Annotated in this window: 19 protein-coding genes; 18 read left to right on the forward strand and 1 reads right to left on the reverse strand. The window is 70.1% G+C overall.

Annotated features, from left to right (window positions below):
• The first annotated feature begins 75 nt into the window (after window positions 1-75).
• From arc to prcA, 5 genes are all read left to right on the forward strand, one after another.
• Window positions 76-1,842 carry a proteasome ATPase gene (gene arc, locus E2E34_RS00625; protein ID WP_138899916.1) on the forward strand — a complete coding sequence of 589 codons (1,767 nt, stop codon included), beginning with the start codon at window positions 76-78 and terminating at the stop codon, window positions 1,840-1,842.
• A gap of 246 nt (window positions 1,843-2,088) precedes the next feature.
• The gene (gene dop, locus E2E34_RS00630; RefSeq protein WP_341870200.1) at window positions 2,089-3,600 is read left to right on the forward strand and encodes a depupylase/deamidase Dop; all 1,512 of its coding nucleotides are present in this window, start codon (window positions 2,089-2,091) and stop codon (window positions 3,598-3,600) included.
• Window positions 3,601-3,725: 125 nt separating this feature from the next.
• Complete coding sequence (locus E2E34_RS00635) at window positions 3,726-3,944, forward strand: ubiquitin-like protein Pup (RefSeq protein ID WP_069929576.1); 219 nt, start codon at window positions 3,726-3,728, stop codon at window positions 3,942-3,944.
• A gap of 147 nt (window positions 3,945-4,091) precedes the next feature.
• Complete coding sequence (gene prcB / locus E2E34_RS00645; RefSeq protein WP_138899917.1) at window positions 4,092-4,937, forward strand: proteasome subunit beta; 846 nt, start codon at window positions 4,092-4,094, stop codon at window positions 4,935-4,937.
• A 53-nt stretch (window positions 4,938-4,990) separates the two neighbouring features.
• Window positions 4,991-5,737, forward strand: coding sequence for a proteasome subunit alpha (gene prcA, locus E2E34_RS00650; RefSeq protein WP_138899918.1), 747 nt, complete (start codon window positions 4,991-4,993; stop codon window positions 5,735-5,737).
• Window positions 5,738-5,808: 71 nt separating this feature from the next.
• Here prcA and E2E34_RS00655 read toward each other — a convergent pair whose 3' ends face one another.
• Complete coding sequence (locus tag E2E34_RS00655) at window positions 5,809-6,780, reverse strand: LacI family DNA-binding transcriptional regulator (RefSeq protein ID WP_244315450.1); 972 nt, start codon at window positions 6,778-6,780, stop codon at window positions 5,809-5,811.
• A 199-nt stretch (window positions 6,781-6,979) separates the two neighbouring features.
• Here E2E34_RS00655 and E2E34_RS00660 point away from each other — a divergent pair, with 199 nt between their 5' ends.
• From E2E34_RS00660 to E2E34_RS00720, 13 genes are all read left to right on the forward strand, one after another.
• On the forward strand, window positions 6,980-8,251 hold the full coding sequence (locus tag E2E34_RS00660) for an MFS transporter (protein WP_138899920.1): 1,272 nt from the start codon (window positions 6,980-6,982) through the stop codon (window positions 8,249-8,251).
• A gap of 9 nt (window positions 8,252-8,260) precedes the next feature.
• Window positions 8,261-9,622: a Pup--protein ligase gene (gene pafA / locus E2E34_RS00665; protein ID WP_028815457.1), complete on the forward strand. Its 1,362-nt coding sequence runs from the start codon at window positions 8,261-8,263 to the stop codon at window positions 9,620-9,622.
• Between the two features lie 118 nt (window positions 9,623-9,740).
• Window positions 9,741-10,691: an FKBP-type peptidyl-prolyl cis-trans isomerase gene (locus E2E34_RS00670; protein WP_138899921.1), complete on the forward strand. Its 951-nt coding sequence runs from the start codon at window positions 9,741-9,743 to the stop codon at window positions 10,689-10,691.
• Window positions 10,692-10,734: 43 nt separating this feature from the next.
• Window positions 10,735-11,106: an FKBP-type peptidyl-prolyl cis-trans isomerase gene (locus E2E34_RS00675; RefSeq protein ID WP_138899922.1), complete on the forward strand. Its 372-nt coding sequence runs from the start codon at window positions 10,735-10,737 to the stop codon at window positions 11,104-11,106.
• A gap of 127 nt (window positions 11,107-11,233) precedes the next feature.
• Window positions 11,234-12,190 carry a helix-turn-helix transcriptional regulator gene (locus E2E34_RS00680; RefSeq protein WP_138899923.1) on the forward strand — a complete coding sequence of 319 codons (957 nt, stop codon included), beginning with the start codon at window positions 11,234-11,236 and terminating at the stop codon, window positions 12,188-12,190.
• A 22-nt stretch (window positions 12,191-12,212) separates the two neighbouring features.
• Window positions 12,213-13,187: a helix-turn-helix transcriptional regulator gene (locus E2E34_RS00685; RefSeq protein ID WP_138899924.1), complete on the forward strand. Its 975-nt coding sequence runs from the start codon at window positions 12,213-12,215 to the stop codon at window positions 13,185-13,187.
• A gap of 14 nt (window positions 13,188-13,201) precedes the next feature.
• Window positions 13,202-13,471, forward strand: a complete 270-nt coding sequence (locus E2E34_RS00690) for a hypothetical protein (protein ID WP_138899925.1) — start codon at window positions 13,202-13,204, stop codon at window positions 13,469-13,471.
• Window positions 13,472-13,488: 17 nt separating this feature from the next.
• The gene (locus E2E34_RS00695) at window positions 13,489-13,686 is read left to right on the forward strand and encodes a hypothetical protein (protein ID WP_138899926.1); all 198 of its coding nucleotides are present in this window, start codon (window positions 13,489-13,491) and stop codon (window positions 13,684-13,686) included.
• Window positions 13,687-13,903: 217 nt separating this feature from the next.
• Entirely contained in the window at window positions 13,904-14,194 is a 291-nt protein-coding gene (tatA, locus tag E2E34_RS00700) for a Sec-independent protein translocase subunit TatA (RefSeq protein WP_208765105.1), read from the forward strand.
• Window positions 14,195-14,249: 55 nt separating this feature from the next.
• A complete protein-coding gene (gene tatC / locus E2E34_RS00705; RefSeq protein WP_138899928.1) occupies window positions 14,250-15,212 on the forward strand; it encodes a twin-arginine translocase subunit TatC in 963 nt (320 codons plus the stop codon).
• Between the two features lie 18 nt (window positions 15,213-15,230).
• Window positions 15,231-16,136, forward strand: coding sequence for a diacylglycerol kinase (locus E2E34_RS00710; RefSeq protein WP_138899929.1), 906 nt, complete (start codon window positions 15,231-15,233; stop codon window positions 16,134-16,136).
• Window positions 16,137-16,186: 50 nt separating this feature from the next.
• On the forward strand, window positions 16,187-19,006 hold the full coding sequence (locus E2E34_RS00715; protein ID WP_138899930.1) for a DEAD/DEAH box helicase: 2,820 nt from the start codon (window positions 16,187-16,189) through the stop codon (window positions 19,004-19,006).
• Window positions 19,007-19,247: 241 nt separating this feature from the next.
• Window positions 19,248-20,633 carry a cytochrome P450 gene (locus E2E34_RS00720; protein ID WP_138899931.1) on the forward strand — a complete coding sequence of 462 codons (1,386 nt, stop codon included), beginning with the start codon at window positions 19,248-19,250 and terminating at the stop codon, window positions 20,631-20,633.
• Window positions 20,634-20,720 lie beyond the last annotated feature (87 nt).

Raw genomic sequence — 20,720 nt, forward strand, 5'->3', positions numbered from 1 at the left:
ATCTAGGGGTTTCAACCCGCACCCGCCCAGGTAGGGTCAGGAAGCGTCCAGCTCCCCTTGGAGGAGGTGAGGACCGTGGCAGCCCACGACGACGACATCAACCGCGGCATCCGGCCGGGGCGAGGGTCTGAGGACCCCGCCGGCCAGGTTGCCTATCTCGAGCAGGAAATCGCCGTCCTGCGCCGCAAGCTCGCCGACTCTCCGCGTCATACGAGGATTCTCGAAGAGCGGATCGTCGAGCTGCAGACCAACTTGGCCGGCGTGTCCGCTCAGAACGAGCGGCTCGCCAATACGCTCCGTGAGGCCCGCGACCAGATCGTGGCCCTCAAGGAGGAAGTCGACCGGCTCGCGCAGCCGCCGGCCGGCTTCGGTGTCTTCCTCACGGCGAACGAGGACGGCACGGCCGACATCTTCACCGGTGGCCGCAAGCTACGGGTGAACGTCAGCCCCAGCGTGGAGCTCGAAGAGCTCCGGCGTGGCCAGGAGGTCATGCTCAACGAGGCCCTCAACGTGGTCGAGGCCATGGCGTACGAGCGTGCCGGGGAGATCGTCACCCTCAAGGAGATCCTTGAGGACGGCGAGCGCGCCCTGGTGCAGGGGCACACCGACGAGGAACGGGTGGTGCGGCTCGCCGAGCCGCTGCTGGACGTCACCATCCGCCCCGGCGACGCCCTGCTGCTCGAACCCAGGTCCGGCTACGTCTACGAAGTCATCCCGAAGAGCGAGGTCGAGGAGCTCGTCCTCGAAGAGGTCCCGGACGTCGACTACGACAAGATCGGCGGTCTGGGCGGCCAGATCGAGATGATCCGTGACGCGGTCGAGCTTCCGTACCTCTACCCCGACCTCTTCAAGGAGCACGAACTGCGGCCGCCGAAGGGCATCCTGCTCTACGGTCCGCCCGGCTGCGGCAAGACGCTGATCGCGAAGGCCGTCGCCAACTCCCTTGCCAAGAAGGTCGCCGAGGTGACCGGCCAGCCCGCGGGGAAGAGCTACTTCCTCAACATCAAGGGCCCCGAGCTCCTCAACAAGTACGTCGGTGAGACCGAGCGGCACATCCGCCTCGTCTTCCAGCGTGCCCGGGAGAAGGCGAGCGAGGGCACTCCCGTCATCGTCTTCTTCGACGAGATGGAGTCGCTCTTCCGCACCCGTGGCTCGGGTGTCAGCTCGGACGTGGAGAACACCATCGTTCCGCAGCTGCTCGCCGAGATCGACGGTGTGGAGGGCCTGGAGAACGTCATCGTCATCGGCGCCTCCAACCGCGAGGACATGATCGACCCCGCGATCCTGCGGCCCGGCCGGCTCGACGTCAAGATCAAGATCGAGCGTCCGGACGCGGAGGCGGCGAAGGACATCTTCGCGAAGTACCTCCGCTCCACCCTGCCGCTGCACGCGGACGACCTGGCCGAGCACACCGGCTCCAGGGAGGCCGCGGTCCACGGCATGATCCAGTCGGTCGTCGAGCAGATGTACGCCGAGTCCGAGGAGAATCGCTTCCTCGAGGTCACGTACGCGAACGGCGACAAGGAAGTCCTTTACTTCAAGGACTTCAATTCCGGCGCGATGATCCAGAACATCGTCGACCGGGCCAAGAAGATGGCCATCAAGGCCTTCCTCGACCAGAACCAGAAGGGTCTGCGGGTCTCCCACCTCCTCCAGGCATGCGTGGACGAGTTCAAGGAGAACGAGGACCTGCCGAACACCACCAACCCGGACGACTGGGCTCGAATCTCCGGAAAGAAGGGCGAACGGATTGTATTCATCCGTACGCTCGTCACCGGAAAGCAGGGCGCGGACACCGGTCGCTCCATCGACACGGTGGCAAACACCGGTCAGTACCTCTAGATCGCAGACCGGCTGCGGGTGCCCCCCGGGCATCCGCAGCCGGCTGCTTTCCAGCCACCCCGGCCGCCACACCGACCACACCAGAGCAATGACGGAATTGATCTCCCCACCAGCGCAGAGGCGTTCTAGGCTCTTCGGTACCGCCGAGTCGCGCAGTGCGGGGCCGGGCACCGCACACGCACCGGAGAAGAAGCGGTACTTGAGTGCCGCCCCCGTCCGGGGGCGACGCCGGGCAAGGAGGGCCGCATGACCGTACGGCGAGTAATGGGCATCGAGACGGAGTACGGGATCTCCGTCCCCGGCCATCCCAACGCCAATGCCATGCTCACCTCGTCCCAGATCGTCAACGCCTACGCGGCGGCGATGCACCGGGCGCGCCGCGCCCGCTGGGACTTCGAGGAGGAGAATCCGCTGCGGGACGCGCGAGGCTTCGACCTCGCCCGGGAGGCCGCCGACAACAGTCAGCTCACCGATGAGGACATCGGCCTGGCCAATGTCATCCTCACGAACGGCGCGCGGCTGTACGTCGACCACGCGCACCCCGAGTACAGCTCCCCGGAGGTGACCAACCCACTGGACGCGGTCCTGTGGGACAAGGCCGGCGAGCGGATCATGGCTGAGGCCGCGGAGCGGGCGGCCCAGCTGCCCGGCGCCCAGCCGATCCACCTCTACAAGAACAACACCGACAACAAGGGCGCGTCCTACGGCACGCACGAGAACTACCTGATGAAGCGGGAGACCCCCTTCTCGGACATCGTGCGCCACCTGACGCCGTTCTTCGTGTCCCGGCAGGTCGTCACGGGCGCCGGCCGGGTGGGCATCGGCCAGGACGGCCACGAGCACGGCTTCCAGATCAGCCAGCGCGCGGACTATTTCGAGGTCGAGGTCGGCCTGGAGACCACGCTCAAGCGCCCCATCATCAACACCCGGGACGAGCCGCACTCCGACGCGGAGAAGTACCGCAGGCTGCACGTCATCATCGGCGACGCGAACCTCTCCGAGATCTCGACGTACCTCAAGCTGGGCACGACGTCCCTGGTGCTGTCCATGATCGAGGACGGCTTCATCAATGTCGACCTGGCGATCGACCAGCCGGTGCGCACCCTGCACCAGGTCTCGCACGACCCGTCGCTTCAGCGGCTGATCACCCTGCGCAGCGGCCGGACACTCACCGCTGTCCAGCTGCAGATGGAGTACTTCGAACTGGCGCGCAAATACGTCGAGGAGCGGTTCGGCGTCGACGCGGACGACCAGACCAAGGACGTCCTGGGGCGCTGGGAGGACGTGCTGAACCGCCTGGAGAACGACCCGATGAGCCTGTCGGGGGAGCTGGACTGGATCGCCAAGCGGGAGCTCCTGGAGGGCTACCGCAGGCGCGACAGCCTGGACTGGGACGCCCCCAGGCTCCATCTCGTGGACCTCCAGTACGCCGACGTTCGCCCCGAGAAGGGCCTGTACAACCGTCTGGCGGCCCGCGGGAAGATGAAGCGGCTGCTGGACGAGGACACGGTGCTGCGGGCCTCGACGAAGCCGCCTGAGGACACCAGGGCGTATTTCCGCGGCCGCTGCCTGGAGCAGTACGCGGACGACGTCGCGGCGGCCTCCTGGGACTCGGTGATCTTCGATCTGCCGGGCCGGGACTCGCTCCAGCGCGTGCCCACGCTGGAACCGTTGCGCGGTACACGTAATCACGTCAAGGAGCTCCTCGACCGGTGCAGGACGGCGGAAGACCTGGTCCGCGTGCTTTCGGGCGGCTGAAAGGGGCGCCGGGTGGGAATCATCGAGATGGTCCCCACGCGTTGTGAAAGTACGGCGCGGATGTCAGACCCCGCTTGTAGGGTCTGATCAAGGACATCGAACCGAGCGAGCGGGGTGAGGTAGAGATGGCGACCAAGGACACCGACGGCGGACAGCAGAAGGCGACGCGTTCCACCGGGGAGGCCGAGGAGACCGCGCAGGACGCGCAGGCTTCCGAGGACCTCAAGGAGCGTCAGGAGAAGCTGTCGGACGACGTCGACTCGGTACTCGACGAAATCGACGACGTGCTCGAGGAGAACGCGGAGGACTTCGTGCGCTCCTTCGTCCAAAAGGGCGGCGAGTAGAGCCGGTTGTCCGTCCCGGTGGCCGTGGACCGAGGTCCGGCACACCGGGACGGATGACCGGCCGCCGTAGGGGTATCGTCCCTGCACAGTTCGCAAGATCGGCCCGGCCTCCCAGCGGCGGGCCGCCGCCTATCCGGAAGGAAACGCGTGGAAGCCAACCCTCGTAGCACCGGGCGTCTGCCGGCAGCCTTCCTGACGCCGGGCTCGTCGTCGTTCATGGACTTCCTGGGCGACCATGCGCCCGAGATGCTGCCGGGAAGGCGCGTCATGCCGCCGGTCAAGGGCGTCATCGAGGCTCCGCACGGCACGACGATCGTCGCCGCCGCGTTCCCCGGCGGCGTGGTGCTCGCCGGCGACCGGCGGGCCACCATGGGCAACATGATCGCGCAGCGTGACATCGAGAAGGTGTTCCCCGCCGACGAGTACTCGGCGGTGGGCATCGCCGGGACCGCCGGCCTGGCGGTGGAGATGGTCAGGCTCTTCCAGCTGGAGCTCGAGCACTTCGAGAAGGTGGAAGGCGCCCAGCTCTCCCTGGAGGGCAAGGCGAACCGGCTCTCGACGATGATCCGCAGCAACCTCGGCATGGCGATGCAGGGCCTGGCCGTCGTCCCGCTCTTCGCGGGCTGGGACGTCGACCGCGAGAAGGGCCGCATCTTCTCGTACGACGTGACGGGCGGCCGCTCCGAGGAGCAGGGCTACGCGGCGACGGGCTCCGGCTCCATCTTCGCCCGCGGCTCGATGAAGAAGCTCTACCGCGACGACCTGACGGAACAGCAGACCACCACGCTGGTCGTCCAGGCGCTGTACGACGCCGCCGACGACGACTCGGCGACCGGCGGCCCGGACGTGGCCCGCCGGATCTACCCGATCGTCACCGTGATCACCGAAGAGGGCTTCCGGCGGCTCACCGAGGCGGAGTCCTCGGAGCTCGCCCGCTCCATCCTGGAGCGGCGGCTGGAACAGCCCGACGGTCCCCGGGCCGCGCTCCTCTGACGGCTCCTGTCCTCGGAATCAACGTGACAACGACAGAAAGGGACGGATAGCCGGTGTCGACGCCGTTCTATGTCTCACCCCAGCAGGCCATGGCCGACCGGGCGGAATACGCCCGGAAGGGCATCGCCCGCGGTCGCAGCCTTGTCGTGCTGCAGTACGCCGACGGCATCGTATTCGTCGGCGAGAACCCGTCCCGCGCGCTGCACAAGTTCAGCGAGATCTACGACCGGATCGGCTTCGCCGCCGCCGGCAAGTACAACGAGTACGAGAACCTGCGCATCGGTGGCGTCCGGTACGCCGATCTGCGCGGATACACCTACGACCGCGAAGATGTGACGGCCCGTGGCCTCGCCAACGTTTACGCGCAGACGCTGGGAACGATCTTCTCCAGCAACGCCGAGAAGCCGTACGAGGTGGAGCTGGTCGTCGCCGAGGTCGGGGCCCGCCCCGAGGGCGACCAGATCTACCGGCTGCCCCACGACGGCTCGATCGTCGACGAACACGGCTCGGTCGCGGTCGGCGGCAACGCGGAGCAGATCAGCAGCTTTCTCGACCAGCGCCACCGGGACGGGATGACGCTGGCGGAGGCGCTCAAGCTCGCCGTGCAGGCCCTGTCCCGGGACACCAACGGCACCGAGCGGGAGATCCCCGCCGAGCGGCTCGAGGTGGCGGTCCTCGACCGCACGCGCCCGCAGGAGCGGAAGTTCAAGCGGATCGTCGGCCGTCAGCTCGCCCGCCTGCTGGAGGCGGACGGCGACGCGGCCACGCCCACCGACACCCCGTCGGACACCGAGGAGTAGCGACCGCGCCGCCATGTCCGGTGCCCCGGCCCGCGCCAGCGGTCCGGGGCACCGGCATGACCGACGGTGCGTCAGGCGGGCGCGGTGGAACCGCGGACCATCAGCTCCACGGGGATGTCGCCGCTCGCGGGCGGCCGTCCGTCCAGTACGGCGAGCAGCGCCGCCATGCCCCGCTCGCCGACCCGCTCGGCGGGCAGTCGTACGGTCGTGAGCTCCGGCTCCACGGCGGTCGCGAGGGCCAGGTCGTCGAAGCCGGTGACCGAGACGTCCTCGGGCACCCGCAGGCCGAGGCGGCGTACCGCCTTGCAGGCGCCCGCCGCGATGATGTCGTCGTCGCAGACCAGCGCGGTCGGCCGCGGCCCCGGGCCGGCCAGGGCCAGTTCGGCGGCCCTTCGCGCGCCGCGCACGTCCAGCGGCGCGCGCACCGTGCGCACCTCGGCGTCGGGGACGTGGCGCAGTGCGTCCTGAAGGGCCGTCGCCCGGACGTCGAACGTCCAGGAGGCCACGGCCGACGCGAGATGGACGAACCGGCGGTGGCCCAGGGCGAGCAGATGGTCCGTCACCAGACGCATGCCGTCGGCGATGGCGAGGTTCACGTACGCGGCGGCCCCCGGATCCGCCGGGTCGCTGTCGAGCATCACGAGCGGCAGCCCCGCGCCGCGGATCGCCTCCAGGGCTCCGGTGGCCATCGAGGAGGCGATGACCCCGTCCAGCGCCGCCTGCGCGGAGGCGAAGGGGTCCCGGGCGGGTCCCGTGCCTTCGGGGGAGGGGTAGAGGACGACGCCGAAGTCGTGTTCGGCCGCCGTGCGGGCGGCGCCGGCGTAGACCCGGGCGAAGAACTCGTTGGTGAGCGCGGGCACGACGAGCAGCGCGGTCCTGGTCCTGCCGAGCCGCAGGTTCCGGGCGGCGAGGTTGGGGCGGTACCCGAGCTCCCGCGCCGCCTCGCGCACCGAGTCCGCTGTGCGATCCGACACCCGGCCGCGCCACTTGCCGCCCAGCACGAGCGAGACGGTCGCCTGCGAGACCCCGGCGGCCCGCGCCACGTCCCTGCTGGTCGGCGGCGTGGGGGGCGTCCCCGCGCCGGCGCCGCTGTCGTCCGGGGTCGCGTCCGCGCTGGTCACTCGTGCCTCCGCAGCAAGGGATCTTCGCCGCGAGGTGGACCCGCGGCCTGGCTCATGGTACGTATGACGGAGGAAGTTATACGTACAACTTCGGTGCGCGCCGGAGCGGAGAGGGGCGGACATGGCCGCGGGATACGCGGAACTGCTGAGGACGCGGCACGCCGCGCGCCTTCTGGCGGGCACTCTGGTGGGGCGGCTGCCCAACGCCACCGCCCCGATCGCGATCGTGCTGCTCACCCGCGCCGAGGGAGGCAGCTACACCCTGGCCGGCGGCCTCGCGGCCGTGTACGGGCTGGCCAACGCGGTGGGGCAGCCGCTGCTCGGCCGCGCGGTGGACCTGTACGGGCAGCCGCGCGTGCAACTGCCCGCCGCCGTCCTGTCCGCCCTCGGCATGGTCCTGCTCACGTTCGCCGGGACCGACCCGCTCCCGCTCGCGTACGTGGCCGTGGTCCTCGCCGGCGTCTTCACCCCGCCCCTGGAAGGCGGGCTGCGGGCCCTGTGGCCCGACGTGCTCGGGCGTGAGGACCGGGTGCACCGGGCGTACGCCATGGACGCGGTGGCGCAGGAGATCATGTTCACCGTCGGCCCGCTGCTGGTGACCCTGCTCGTGGCGCTCTGGTCGCCGGCCGCGGCCCTTCTCGTCATCAACGCCGTCGGCGTGCTGGGCGCCCTCTCCGTCGTCCTGTCCGAGCCCTCGCGCACCTGGCGCTCGGCGCCCCGGGAGGCGCACTGGCTGGGCGCGCTGCGCTCGCCCGGGCTGCTGGCCCTGCTCGGCTCGTTCTTCTTCGTCGGCCTCGCGCTCGGCTCCATCACCGTCGCGGGGGTCGCGTACGCCGACGACCACGGGCGGGAGGCGGTCTACGGCTGGCTCATGGCGGCGCTCGGCCTCGGCGCGCTCGCGGGCGGCATGCTGTACGGCGCCCGGCAGTGGGCCGGCGCCCCCGAACGGCGGCTGCGCTTCATCGTGGCCCTGCTCGCGGCCGGGTACCTGCCGCTGATGCTCACGCCCGGCGTCCCCGCGATGGTCGTGCTGGCCGCCGTCTCCGGGGTCTTCCTCGCCCCCGCGCTCGCCTGCGCGTTCATCGTCGTCGACCGGCACGCCCCGCGCGGCACCGTCACCGAGGCGTTCTCCTGGCTGGTCACCACCTTCGGCGTAGGCGCCGCGGTGGGAACCGGCGCCGCCGGACCGGCCGTCGAGCACGGCGGCACCGCGGCGGGCTTCGCCGTCGCGGCAGGGGGCGGAGTGGCCGCTCTGGCCGTGCTGCTGACCACCCGGCGGGTTCTCACGATTCCCCTCACCGCTCCCCTTCCCGGGGACTCTGTCGTAATCCCTTGCGAAAATGATCGAATCGGAGCGGCCGAACCCGGTTTCAGGACAGGCCATCAGGCGTAATGTTCAGTCATGGACCGCCGCATTTTCGGGCTGGAGAACGAGTACGGCGTCACGTGCACGTTCAGGGGACAGCGCCGACTGTCTCCTGACGAAGTGGCGCGCTACCTCTTCCGCCGTGTTGTGTCATGGGGCCGCAGCAGCAATGTCTTCCTGCGGAACGGCGCCCGCCTCTACCTCGACGTGGGATCGCATCCGGAATACGCAACTCCCGAATGCGACAACGTGACCGAGCTCGTCACCCACGACAAGGCAGGCGAGCGCATTCTCGAAGGCCTGCTCGTCGACGCCGAACGCCGCCTGCACGAGGAGGGAATCGCGGGCGACGTCTACCTCTTCAAGAACAACACCGACTCTGCGGGAAACTCCTACGGCTGCCACGAGAATTACCTCGTGGCCCGCCACGGAGAGTTCTCCAGGCTCGCGGACATCCTCATCCCGTTCCTCGTCACCCGGCAGCTCATCTGCGGCGCCGGCAAGGTGCTGCAGACCCCGCGCGGCGCGGTTTTCTGCGTCAGCCAGCGCGCCGAGCACATCTGGGAGGGCGTCAGCTCCGCCACGACCCGCTCCCGGCCGATCATCAACACCCGCGACGAACCGCACGCGGACGCCGAGCGCTACCGCAGGCTCCACGTCATCGTCGGCGACTCCAACATGTCCGAGACGACCATGCTCCTCAAGGTCGGCGCCACCGACCTCGTCCTGCGCATGATCGAGGCGGGCACGGTGATGCGCGACCTCACCCTGGAAAACCCCATCCGGGCCATCCGCGAGGTCAGCCACGACATCACGGGCCAGCGCAAGGTACGCCTGGCCAGCGGACGCGAGGCGTCCGCCATAGAGGTACAGCGCGAGTACTACGAGAAGGCCGTGGACTTCGTCGACCGCCGCGGCATCCGCACGGGCACCGTCGAGCAGGTCCTCGAACTGTGGGGCCGCGCGCTCGACGCGATCGAGGCCGAGGACCTCGACCGGATCGGCACCGAGATCGACTGGGTCATGAAGTACAAGCTCATCGAGCGCTACCGCGCCAAGCACAACATGACCATGTCGCACCCCCGGGTCGCCCAGATAGACCTCGCGTACCACGACATCCACCGTCGGCGCGGGCTCTACTACCTGCTGGAGAAGAAGGGGCAAGCCGCTCGCATCTGCAACGACTTGAAGATCTTCGAAGGCAAGTCGGTGCCGCCGCAGACCACCCGTGCCCGGCTGCGCGGTGACTTCATCCGCCGGGCACAGGAGCAGCGGCGCGACTTCACCGTCGACTGGGTGCACCTCAAGCTGAACGACCAGGCACAGCGGACCGTGTTGTGCAAGGACCCCTTCCGGTCGGTCGACGACCGGGTGGAGAAGCTCATCGCCGGTATGTGATCCGGCCATTTCCGGTTCTCCGGAACGCGACCCGGGCCCCGCACGTTCCTCGTGCGGGGCCCGGGCCACGCCTTAGAGTGGCGGGCGACTACTGTGCCGTCTGAGATCTGAGGAACACGTGCGCCGACTTGCCGGCCTACTTGTCGTCCCCCTGCTGCTGCTCTCGACAGCGGCGTGCGGCAGCGACGACAAGGGCTCCGACTCCACCTCGTCAAAGAACGGACTGCCGGCGATCACCGCGGGAGCCAAGTTCGGCGAGAAGCCGACCCTCGCCAAGGGTGAGGGCGACCCGCCCAAGGAACTGAAGACCGAGGTCCTCAGCAAGGGCAAGGACGATGCTGCGACCCTCAAGAAGGGTGACGCCATCGAGGTGAACTACCTCGGCCAGCAGTGGGACTCCACGAAGCCCTTCGACAACAGCTTCGACCGCAAGCAGCCGTTCCCGCTGACCCTCGGCGCGGGCATGGTCATCCCCGGCTGGGACAAGGGCCTGGAGGGCCAGAAGGTCGGCAGCCGCGTTCAGCTCGTCATCCCGCCGGAGATGGGTTACGGCGCGCAGGGCCAGCCGCCCACGATCAAGCCGAACGCCACGCTGGTCTTCGTCGTCGACATCCTGAAGGCCAAGAGCATCCCCGCCTCCGCCAAGGGCGCCGAGGTCGCGCAGGACAACATCGACCTGCCCAAGGTCGGCACCAACACGGACGGCAAGGCCCCGAAGGTCACCGTCCCGAAGGAGTCGGACCCGTCGAAGAAGCTCGTCTCCCGGTACGTACTGGAGAGCGACGGCCCGGTGGTGAAGGCCACCGACACGGTGTCGGTCGCCTACCAGGGGCTGGTCTGGAAGGACGGCAAGCTCTTCGACAGCACGTATGCGCAGGGCAAGACCCAGCAGTTCGCGCTCCCGCAGGTCACCCTGAAGGGCCTCAAGGACGGTCTGGTCGGCAAGAAGGCCGGCAGCCGCGTGCTCCTCGTCATCCCGCCGGACCAGGCGTTCGGTGACAAGAAGCAGCAGACCATCCCCGCCAACTCGACGCTGGTCTTCCAGGTGGACATTCTCGCAGTGATGTAAGACTGTCCAGGTTGCCGAGTTCGTAGTACAGAGGAGCATTTCCGTGAGCATCGACAAGCCCGAGGTCGACTTCCCGGGTGGCGAGCCGCCGAAGGACCTGCAGATCAGGGACATCTGGGAGGGCGACGGCGAGGTGGCCAAGGCGGGCCACAACGTCAAGGTCCACTACGTGGGCGTGGCGTTTTCCACCGGCGAGGAGTTCGACTCCAGCTGGAACCGCGGCACCCCGCTGCAGTTCCCGCTCGGCGGCGGGCGCGTCATCGCCGGCTGGGACCAGGGTGTGCAGGGCATGAAGGTCGGCGGCCGTCGCGAGCTGATCATTCCCCCGCACCTCGCGTACGGCGACAGCGGCGCCGGCGGCGTCATCAAGCCGGGCGAGACGCTGATCTTTGTCTGCGACCTCGTCGCGGTCTGATCGAGGCGCGTTCCGATCAAGTAGGAGCGCTACGAGGGCCCATGCCGTCCGGCATGGGCCCTCGGCTTTTGCCGCGACACCCCGGGGCGGTACGGTCGAGGGTCGTAGAGCAAGAGAGAGGGTGCCGATGGCGATCGCCAAGGCCGAACGGTTGATGAACCTGGCGTTGTGCCTGCTCGGCACCCGGCGCCCGCTCAGCAAGCGGGAACTGCGCGAGTCCATCGAGGCCTACCTGGAGGCCGGCACCGACGACTCCTTCAACCGGATGTTCGAGCGCGACAAGGACGATCTGCGCGAGCTCGGCCTGGTGATCGAAACCGTCGAGAACCTCGACGGCGAGGTCGGCTATCTGGCCCGCCGCGACAGCAACCGCCTGCCCGCCATCACCCTCGACGCCGAGGAGGCCGCCGCCCTCGGCCTCGCCGCCAAGGTCTGGCAGCAGGCCCGCCTCGCCGGCGCCGCCAGCGGCGCCCTGCAGAAGCTGCGCGCCGCCGGCATGCCCGAGGCGCAGGACCCCCTCGACGGGCACCACAGCGCCCTCGAACCCCGCATCCCGGTCCACGAGACCGCCTTCGAGCCGCTGATGCTGGCCTGCCGCGACCGGCGGCCCGTCGTCTTCGACTACCGCAAGGCCAACGCCGCCCGCCCCGAGACCCGGCACGTCGAGCCGTGGACGCTGGAGTGCTGGCGCGGCCACTGGTACCTCGCCGGCTGGGACCGCGGACGCGGCGCCGAGCGCGTCTTCCGGCTCTCCCGCATCACCGGGAAGGTCCGCTCCCGCGCCGGGTCGTTCACGGCCGAGGTGCCGGACGTGGTGACCGTACGCGAGACCGTCGAGAGCTGGGCCGGCGAGACCGCGACCCGCAGCGCCCTGATCAAGCTGCGCCAGGGCTCCGGCTACCCGCTGCGGGCCAGGGCCACCGCCGTACGGGACCTGGGCGACGGCTGGGACGAGCTGGCCGTTCCGTACGGTCACGGGCTCGACGCCTGGCTGGTCGAGCTCGGGCCCGAGGTCGTCGTACTGGAGCCCGCTGATCTGCGGGCGGACGTCGTGGACCGGCTGCGCGCCGTGGCCAAGGACTGAGAAGGACCGAGGAACAGCCTCCATGGCCACGAACGCGATCGACCAGACCCGGCGGATGCTCTCCCTGGTGACGTACCTGCGCGAGCGCCCCGGCGCGCACGTCAGCGACGTCGCCCGTGCCTTCGGGATCACCGAGGACGAGCTGATCTCCGACCTCGACGTGCTGCCGATGTGCGGCACGAGCTTCCGCGGCGGCGACCTGCTCGACATCGACACGGACGGCGACCGGATCTGGTGGCGCAACCCCGATGCCTCCGGCTCGAGCACAGCCGAACCGCTGCGGCTCGCCGCCGACGAGGCCACCGCGCTGCTCGTCGCAGCCCGCGCCGTCGCCACCCTCCCCGGCCTGCGCGAGGGCGACCGGCAGGCGCTGCTGCGCGCCACGGCGAAGCTGGAGGCCGCGGCGGGCGAGGCGGCGGGCGCCAGCTCCCGGCTCTCGGTGATCTTCGAGGCCGAGGGCGGGGTCTTCGCCGACGTCGACCGGGCCATCGCGGAGCGGCGCCGGCTCTGGCTGCGCTACTACTCGCCGGCGCGCGACGAGCTCACCGAGCGCGAGGTGGACCCGATCCGGCTCTTCGCGGTCGGACACACCTACATGGAGGCCTGGTGCCGGCAGTCCGAGGCACGGCGTACGTTCCGGCTCGACCGGGTCGCCGAGATCAGGCTGCTGGACGAGCCGTCCGTACCGCCGGAGATCGAACTGCGTGACCTGTCCGAAGGGCTCGTGCAGCCCTCGGCGGACGATCCCGAGGTCGTGGTGGAGGTCGGGCCCGGCGGCCGCTGGGTCGCCGAGTACTACCCGCACGACAGCGCCGAGGAGCTGCCCGACGGCGGCCTGCGGATCACCCTGCGGACGCCGGAACCGGCCTCGCTGCGGCGGCTCGCGCTGCGGCTTGGCCGGGACGGCCACATCGTGTCGCCGCCGGAACTGGTGGTCAGCGCGCGGGAAGCGGCCCGCGAGGCGCTCGCCGCGTACGAGAGCGCCGGTCAGGCCTGAGGAGATTGGTGGACATGTCGCTACTGCCCAAGATCCCCGCCCAGGGGATCCACGCCCAGGTGGGCCCGGTCCTCTTCAAGGCCGGCTGCCCCGACTGCGGCGCCCGCTTCGAGCTGTCCGCGGGCTCGCTGCGCCTCGCGATCGGCGCCAGCCGCCGTACGACCTTCTACTCCTTCACCTGCCCCGAGTGCGAGGCGGCGGTGCGCAAACCGGCGGGGGAGCGGATCGTCGAGCTGCTCACCGGCGGCGGCGTGCGGACGCTGCGACTCCACTCCACCGTCTGACCGTCTAGGCTCTGCCCATGCTCTGGCCGATGCTCGCAATCGCTCTTGGTTTCTGTGGTCTCGCCGTACTGGGCGTTCTGGCGATCCGGGTCTTCGTGGAGGTCCAGCGCCTCGGGCGCCAGGTAGCCGCGACCTCGCGGGACATCAACACGGCCGCGGAGAACTTGGAGCGCGCGGCGGAGAACCTGGCCCGCACTGGCGAAGCGTGGCGGTAGTCCACAGGGGCTGCCGAGTGCCGCGGGCGGGGGCGTAGGCTGGTCGGGCGGCTCCTGGATCGAGGCGCGGGCCGCAATCCGCAGTACGCGCAAGCATTGCCCCGCGTTTACTCGTACGGGTTACGATCGCTTGCAGCGTTGAAGGGCGGACATCGGTCCGACCGGAGGGACAGCCCCGTAGTACCACCCCAACCGCCTCGGTGAGAAGGAAGTCGCAATTATGGGCAATCTGAAGCCCCTCGAGATCGTTCTGATCCTCGCCGTCATTCTGTTGCTCTTCGGTGCCAAGAAGCTTCCGGACATGGCGCGTTCCCTCGGCAAGTCCGCTCGTATCCTCAAGAGCGAGGCCAAGGCGATGAAGAAGGACGACGAGGCGACGAGCCCGGCCGACGCCGCCGCGACGGCCCCCGAGCAGCAGACCCCGGCGCCGCGCACGATCAAGGCCGCACCCGGCGACGTCACCACCGCGCGCCCGGTGAACGACCCGAGCCACACCACGCAGAGCTGACGCGGTTCAGCCGAATCACCAACTGACAGCTGCCGCACGAGACGAGGGGCGTGGGTTGCTCAAGTCTGCCCGCAAGCAGGTGAAGGACGACGAGGGGCGCATGCCCCTCGCCGAGCACCTGCGTGAGCTGCGTAACCGCCTGCTGAAGTCTGTACTGGCCATCGTTGTCATGGTGGTCGTCGCAGCGTTCTACCAGCGGGAGATCTTCCGGTTCCTGATGCAGCCGATCCTGTCCTCGGTCGGCTGTGTGGACGGCGCCGTCACCATGCGCAACGGGAAGCCGTGCGCGTCGATGACGACCAACGGTCTGCTGTCCCCCTTCACCATCGCGCTCAAGGTCTCGCTGATGGCGGGCGTCCTGATCGCCACTCCGGTGTGGCTCTACCAGCTGTGGGCATTCGTCGCGCCCGGCCTGCACCGCACCGAGAAGCGTTACTCGCTGGCCTTCGTGGCGGCGGGAGTCCCGCTCTTCGCGGGCGGCGCCTACCTCGCGTACGCGATCCTCCCGCAGACCGCCGAGATCATGCTCAGCTTCACGCCGGACGACGCGCAGAACCTGCTGCCGCTCGACGACTACCTCGACCTGATCACCCGCATGGTGATCGTCTTCGGCCTCGCCTTCGAGCTGCCGCTGCTGCTCATCCTGCTCAACATCACCGGCGTCATCACCGGCGTGCGCATGCTGCGGTGGTGGCGCGGCATGCTCGTCGGCCTCACCGCCTTCGCGGCCATCGCGACCCCCGGTGGCGAGCCCATCTCGATGCTCCTGCTGGCGGGCCCGCTGGCCGTCCTGTACTTCATCGCGGTCGCGTTCTCGCTCCTCAACGACAAGCGACGGCAGCGCAACAACCCGGACGCCGAGCTGGATGCCGACGAGGCGTCGGAGCTCGATCTCACGCCGGCGTCGATCGGGGAGATCGAGGCCGTGTCCGCCTCGCGCGCGCTGCCCGCGCAGGCCACGGGTGAGAGCGCCGGGGCCGGACCGAAGCAGCTGAACGGTTACGACGACGTCACCTGACCTTGTAGGGTCCGCCGGGTGACCAGTGAGATCACCCTCTTCGTCAATCCCACCGCAGGCCGCGGCCGGGGCGCGCACGCCGCGCAGCCGGCCGCTTCCGCGTTGCGGAGCGCGGGATTCTCCGTGCGCACGGTCCTCGGCCAGGACGCGGACGACGCCCTGCGGCGGGCGCGCGAAGCCGTCGAGGGCGGGACCGGAGCCCTGATAGCCGTCGGCGGGGACGGCATGGTCTCACTGGCGCTGCAGGCCGTCGCCGGGACGCCGACCCCGCTGGGCGTGGTCGCCGTCGGGACCGGCAACGACTTCGCGCGGACGCTCGGCCTGCCCGTACGGGACCCCGCCGGCGCCGGGAGGCTCGCCGCCGAGGCGCTCAAGGGCGGCCGGACCGCGGACGTCGATCTGGGGCGGGTGGGGGAGAAGTGGTTCGGGACCGTCCTCGCCTCCGGGTTCGACTCGCGGGTCAACGACCGGGGGAACCGCATGCGGTGGCCCAGCGGGCGCCTGAAGTACGACCTCGCGATGGTCGCGGAACTGGCCTCCTTCAAGCCCGTCCCGTACCGGATCACGCTCGACGACGGGGACGTGCACGAGGTCGAGGCGACGCTGGTGGCCGTCGGGAACGGGACGTCGTACGGCGGCGGGATGCGCATCTGCGCCGGCGCGCGCACCGACGACGGGCTCTTCGACGTCACGGTGGTCGGCGACTGCTCCCGTACGACGTTGATCAAGGTCTTCCCCCAGGTCTACCGGGGCACCCACCTCGGCCACCCCAAGGTCACCGTCCACCGGGCGGCCAAGGTCGAACTGGCCGCGCGGGGCATCACCGGGTACGCCGACGGGGAGCCGCTGGGCGCGCTGCCGCTCACGGCCGAGTGCGTGCGGGGGGCGGTCAGGGTCCTCGGCGCGCGGGATTTCCAAGCCTGATTTAAAGATCGGGCTGACTGTCATACGTGGCGGGTAGGCTCGAAGACAAGATGACAGAGGACCTTTCCCCAGCTGAGCGTTACGCCGCTGCCCGGATCCGCGCCGCCGAGCAGGCCACCGCGCTCGCGCCCTTCCGCGAGCTGTACGACTTCGAACTGGACCCGTACCAGATCGAGGCGTGCAAAGCCCTGGAGGCCGGAAAGGGCGTGCTCGTGGCCGCCCCGACCGGATCCGGCAAGACCATCGTGGGCGAGTTCGCCGTGCACCTGGCGCTCGCCGAGCGCCGCAAGTGCTTCTACACCACGCCCATCAAGGCGTTGTCGAACCAGAAGTTCCAGGACCTGGTGCGGCGCTACGGCGCCGACAAGGTGGGCCTGCTGACCGGCGACAACAGCGTCAACGCCGACGCCCCGGTGATCGTCATGACCACCGAGGTCCTGCGGAACATGCTGTACGCGGGGTCGCAGGCGCTGCGCGGGCTCGCCTACGTGGTGATGGACGAGGTGCACTACCTCTCCGACCGCTTCCGCGGCGCCGTCTGGGAAGAGGTGATCATCCACCTCCCCGATTCGGTGACCCTCGTGTCGCTCTCGGCGACCGTGTCCAACGCGGAGGAGTTCGGCGACTGGCTGGACACCGTCCGCGGCGACACCGAGGTGATCGTCTCCGAGCACCGGCCCGTGCCGCTGTGGCAGCACGTGCTCGCCGGGCGCAAGATGTACGACCTCTTCGAGGAGTCCGACGACGGCAGGGGCGGCCGGCGCGAGGTCAACCCCGACCTGGTGCGCATGGCCCGGATGGAGAACAGCAGTCCGTTCGCGCGCGGCCGAGGCCGGGGCAACATGCGGGAGGCGGACCGGGAGCGGGAGCGCAGACAGCGCAGCCGCATCTGGACGCCCGCGAGGCCCGAGGTCATCGAGCGGCTCGACAGCGCCGGACTGCTGCCCGCGATCACCTTCATCTTCAGCCGGGCCGGCTGCGAGGCGGCCGTACAGCAGTGCCTGTACGCGGGCCTGCGGCTCAACGACCAGGACGAGCGCATGCTGGTGCGCGAGATCGTCGAGGAGCGCACGGCCTCCATTCCCGGCGAGGACCTGCACGTCCTCGGGTACTACGAATGGCTCGAAGGGCTGGAGCGGGGCATCGCCGCGCACCACGCCGGAATGCTGCCGACCTTCAAGGAGGTCGTCGAGGAACTGTTCGTGCGCGGACTCGTCAAGGCCGTCTTCGCGACCGAGACGCTGGCGCTCGGCATCAACATGCCGGCCCGCTCGGTGGTGCTGGAGAAGCTCGTCAAGTGGAACGGCGAACAGCACGCCGACATCACCCCCGGCGAGTACACCCAGCTGACCGGCCGGGCCGGGCGGCGCGGCATCGACGTCGAGGGCCACGCGGTGGTGCTCTGGCAGCGCGGCATGGACCCGGGGGCACTCGCCGGACTGGCCGGGACGCGCACCTACCCGCTGCGCTCCAGCTTCAGGCCGTCGTACAACATGGCGGTCAATCTGGTCGAGCAGTTCGGGCGGCACCGGTCGCGCGAGCTGCTGGAGACGTCCTTCGCCCAGTTCCAGGCCGACAAGTCGGTCGTCGGGATCTCGAAGCAGGTCCAGCGGAACGAAGAGGGAATCGAGGGCTACCGGGAGGGCATGACCTGCCACCTCGGGGACTTCGAGGAGTACGCGCGGCTGCGCCGCGAACTGAAGGAGCGCGAGACCGAGCTGGCCAAGCAGGGCGCTACCCAGCGGCGGGCCGCGGCGGCCGCGTCGCTGGAGAAGCTGAAACCCGGCGACGTCATCCACGTGCCCACCGGCAAGTTCGCGGGACTGGCGCTGGTGCTCGATCCGGGGCTGCCCGCCGGGCGGGCCAACGGGCACCGCGGGTTCGACCAGCACGACGGGCCGAGGCCGCTGGTGCTGACCGCCGAGCGGCAGGTCAAGCGGCTCGCGTCGATCGACTTCCCGGTGCCGGTGGAGGCGCTGGAGCGGATGCGGATCCCGAAGTCGTTCAACGCGCGCAGCCCGCAGTCGCGCCGTGACCTGGCCTCCGCGCTGCGGACCAAGGCCGGGCACATCGCGCCGGAGCGGCACCGCAAGCAGCGCGCGGCGGCGGCCGACGACCGCGAGATCTCACGGCTGCGCACCGAGTTGCGCGCGCACCCGTGCCACGGCTGCGACGAGCGCGAGGACCACGCCCGCTGGGCCGAGCGCTACCACCGCCTCCAGCGGGACACGCGGCAGCTGGAGCGGCGCATCGAGGGGCGGACGAACACCATCGCCCGTACCTTCGACCGGATCTACGCCCTGCTGACCGAGCTCGACTACCTGCGCGGCGACAAGGCGACCGAGCACGGCAAGCGGCTCGCCCGGCTCTACGGCGAGCTGGACCTGCTGGCGTCCGAGTGCCTGCGCGAAGGTGTGTGGGAAGGGCTCAAGCCGGCGGAACTGGCGGCGTGCGTCTCGGCCCTGGTGTTCGAGGCGCGGCAGGCGGACGACGCGGTGGCGCCGAAGGTGCCGACCGGGCCCGCGAAGGTCGCACTGGGCGAGATGGTCCGCATCTGGGGCAGGCTGGACGCCCTGGAGGAGGACTTCAAGATCAACCAGGCGGAGGGCGTCGGCCAGCGCGAGCCGGACCTCGGCTTCGCCTGGGCGGTGTACATGTGGGCCTCCGGCAAGGGGCTCGACGAGGTGCTGCGCGAGGCGGAGATGCCGGCGGGCGACTTCGTACGGTGGTGCAAGCAGGTCATCGACGTCCTGGGGCAGATCGCGGCGGCGGCGCCTTCGTCGGCCGAGGGCAGCACGGTCACGAAGAACGCGCGCAAGGCGGTGGACGCCGTGCTGCGGGGCGTCGTCGCGTACTCGTCGGTGGGCTGACGGTTCGTCGTCGGCAGGCGGTCGCCGGCGGTGCCGGCCGCTTCCGGTGCGCCGCTTCCTCCGGGGCCTCCTGTGCGAGGCCGGAGGAAGCGGCGCATGGGTATGAGCGGGGCCAACGCGGCCTGTGTGACCTGTGGTTGGAGTTATCCACAGGGGTGGTGCGGTGTCGGACCTGTGCGCTTCGATAGGACGTGCGAAGCGCACCGCACGGAGTGCGCCGTCCGAGCAGGGGAGCCCCGTCATGACCACGGAATCCGGTACCGCCTCCGGCGTACGGCCCAAGGGGCCGGGGACGCCGGGGACGCCAACGACCGTGGTGGGTCCGCGAGGGGTGCCGGTGCTGGGCAATCTGCCGCAGTTCGGGAAGGATCCGCTCGCCTTCTTCGAACGGCTGCGGGCCAGGGGGGACATGGTCCGCTGGCGGTTCGGCCCCAAGCCGTCGCTGTTCCTCGCCGATCCGGAGCACATCGGTGAGCTGATGAGGGAGACGGAGGGGACGTTCGACCAGCCGGAGCTGGGCATCGCCTTCCGCACCGTGATGGGCAACGGCGTGGTGGTGGCGCGGGGCCGGGACTGGCGGCGCAAGCGCTCGCTGGTGCAGCCGTCCGTACGGCCCAAACAGGTCCGGTCGTACGCGGCCACGATGGCCGAGTGCGCCGTGGAGCTCGCCGACCGGTGGTCCGACGGCGAACGGATCGACATCAAACGCGAGATGGCCGTCCTCACCCAGCGGATCGCCGTCCGCACCATCTTCGGCGCCGACACCGGCGCGGACGCCGAGGCGATCGGCCGGGCGATGGATGTCGCGCAGCGGGAGATCGGGGCGGAGTTCAGCGGCCTCGGGGCGCTGCTGCCGGACTGGGTTCCGACCCGGGGCCGGGCCAGGATCAAGCGGGCCTCGGCGGTCATCGACGCGGAGGTCGCCCGGGTGGTGGCACAGCACCGGCAGGGCGAAGGAGAGCGCCCCGACCTGCTGAGCAGGCTGCTCACGGCGCAGGACGAGACCGGGGCGCGGCTCTCGGACGCGGAGATACGCGATGAGACGGTCACCCTCTACATCGGCGGCCACGAGACGACCAGCAGCACACTCGTGTGGGCCTGGTACCTGCTCGCGCGCGAACCGAGGGTGCGCGAAGCCCTCACCGAGGAACTGGAGCGGGTGCTGGGTGACCGTGAGCCCGGCTTCGAGGACTACGCCCGGCTCACCTACGCGCAGTGGGTGGTGAAGGAGACGCTGCGGCTGTATCCGACGATCTGGCTGCTCACCGGTGTGGCCAGAGAGGGGGCGAGCATCGGCGGGCTGCCGCTGGTGGCGGGGACGCGGGTGTGGAGCAGCCAGTGGGCCACCCATCGCGACTCCCGGTGGTTCCCGGAGCCGGAGGAGTTCCGGCCGGAGCGGTGGGACCCGGACGGCGGTGACGAGATACCGGAGTACGCGTGGTTCCCGTTCGGCGGCGGGCCGCGGGTCTGCCTCGGGGCGCGGTTCGCCATGGTGGAGGCCGTACTGGTCCTGGCCGTGCTGGCGCGGCGGTTCGACCTGGACGTCGACCCCGGCGAGATACGGCCGGTGGCGTCGCTCACCCTCCAGCCGGACCGCGAGGTGCTGGCCACCGTACGGGCGCGGTGACCGGACCGGGTGGAGCGGCGGGGGCGGCAGCGGCCGCCGGGAGCGGGCCGGGCGGGACCAAGAGCGGTTGGGCCTGCGTGCCGGGGG

This window comes from Streptomyces albidochromogenes (genome assembly GCF_005981925.1).
GTDB lineage: Bacteria > Actinomycetota > Actinomycetes > Streptomycetales > Streptomycetaceae > Streptomyces > Streptomyces albidochromogenes.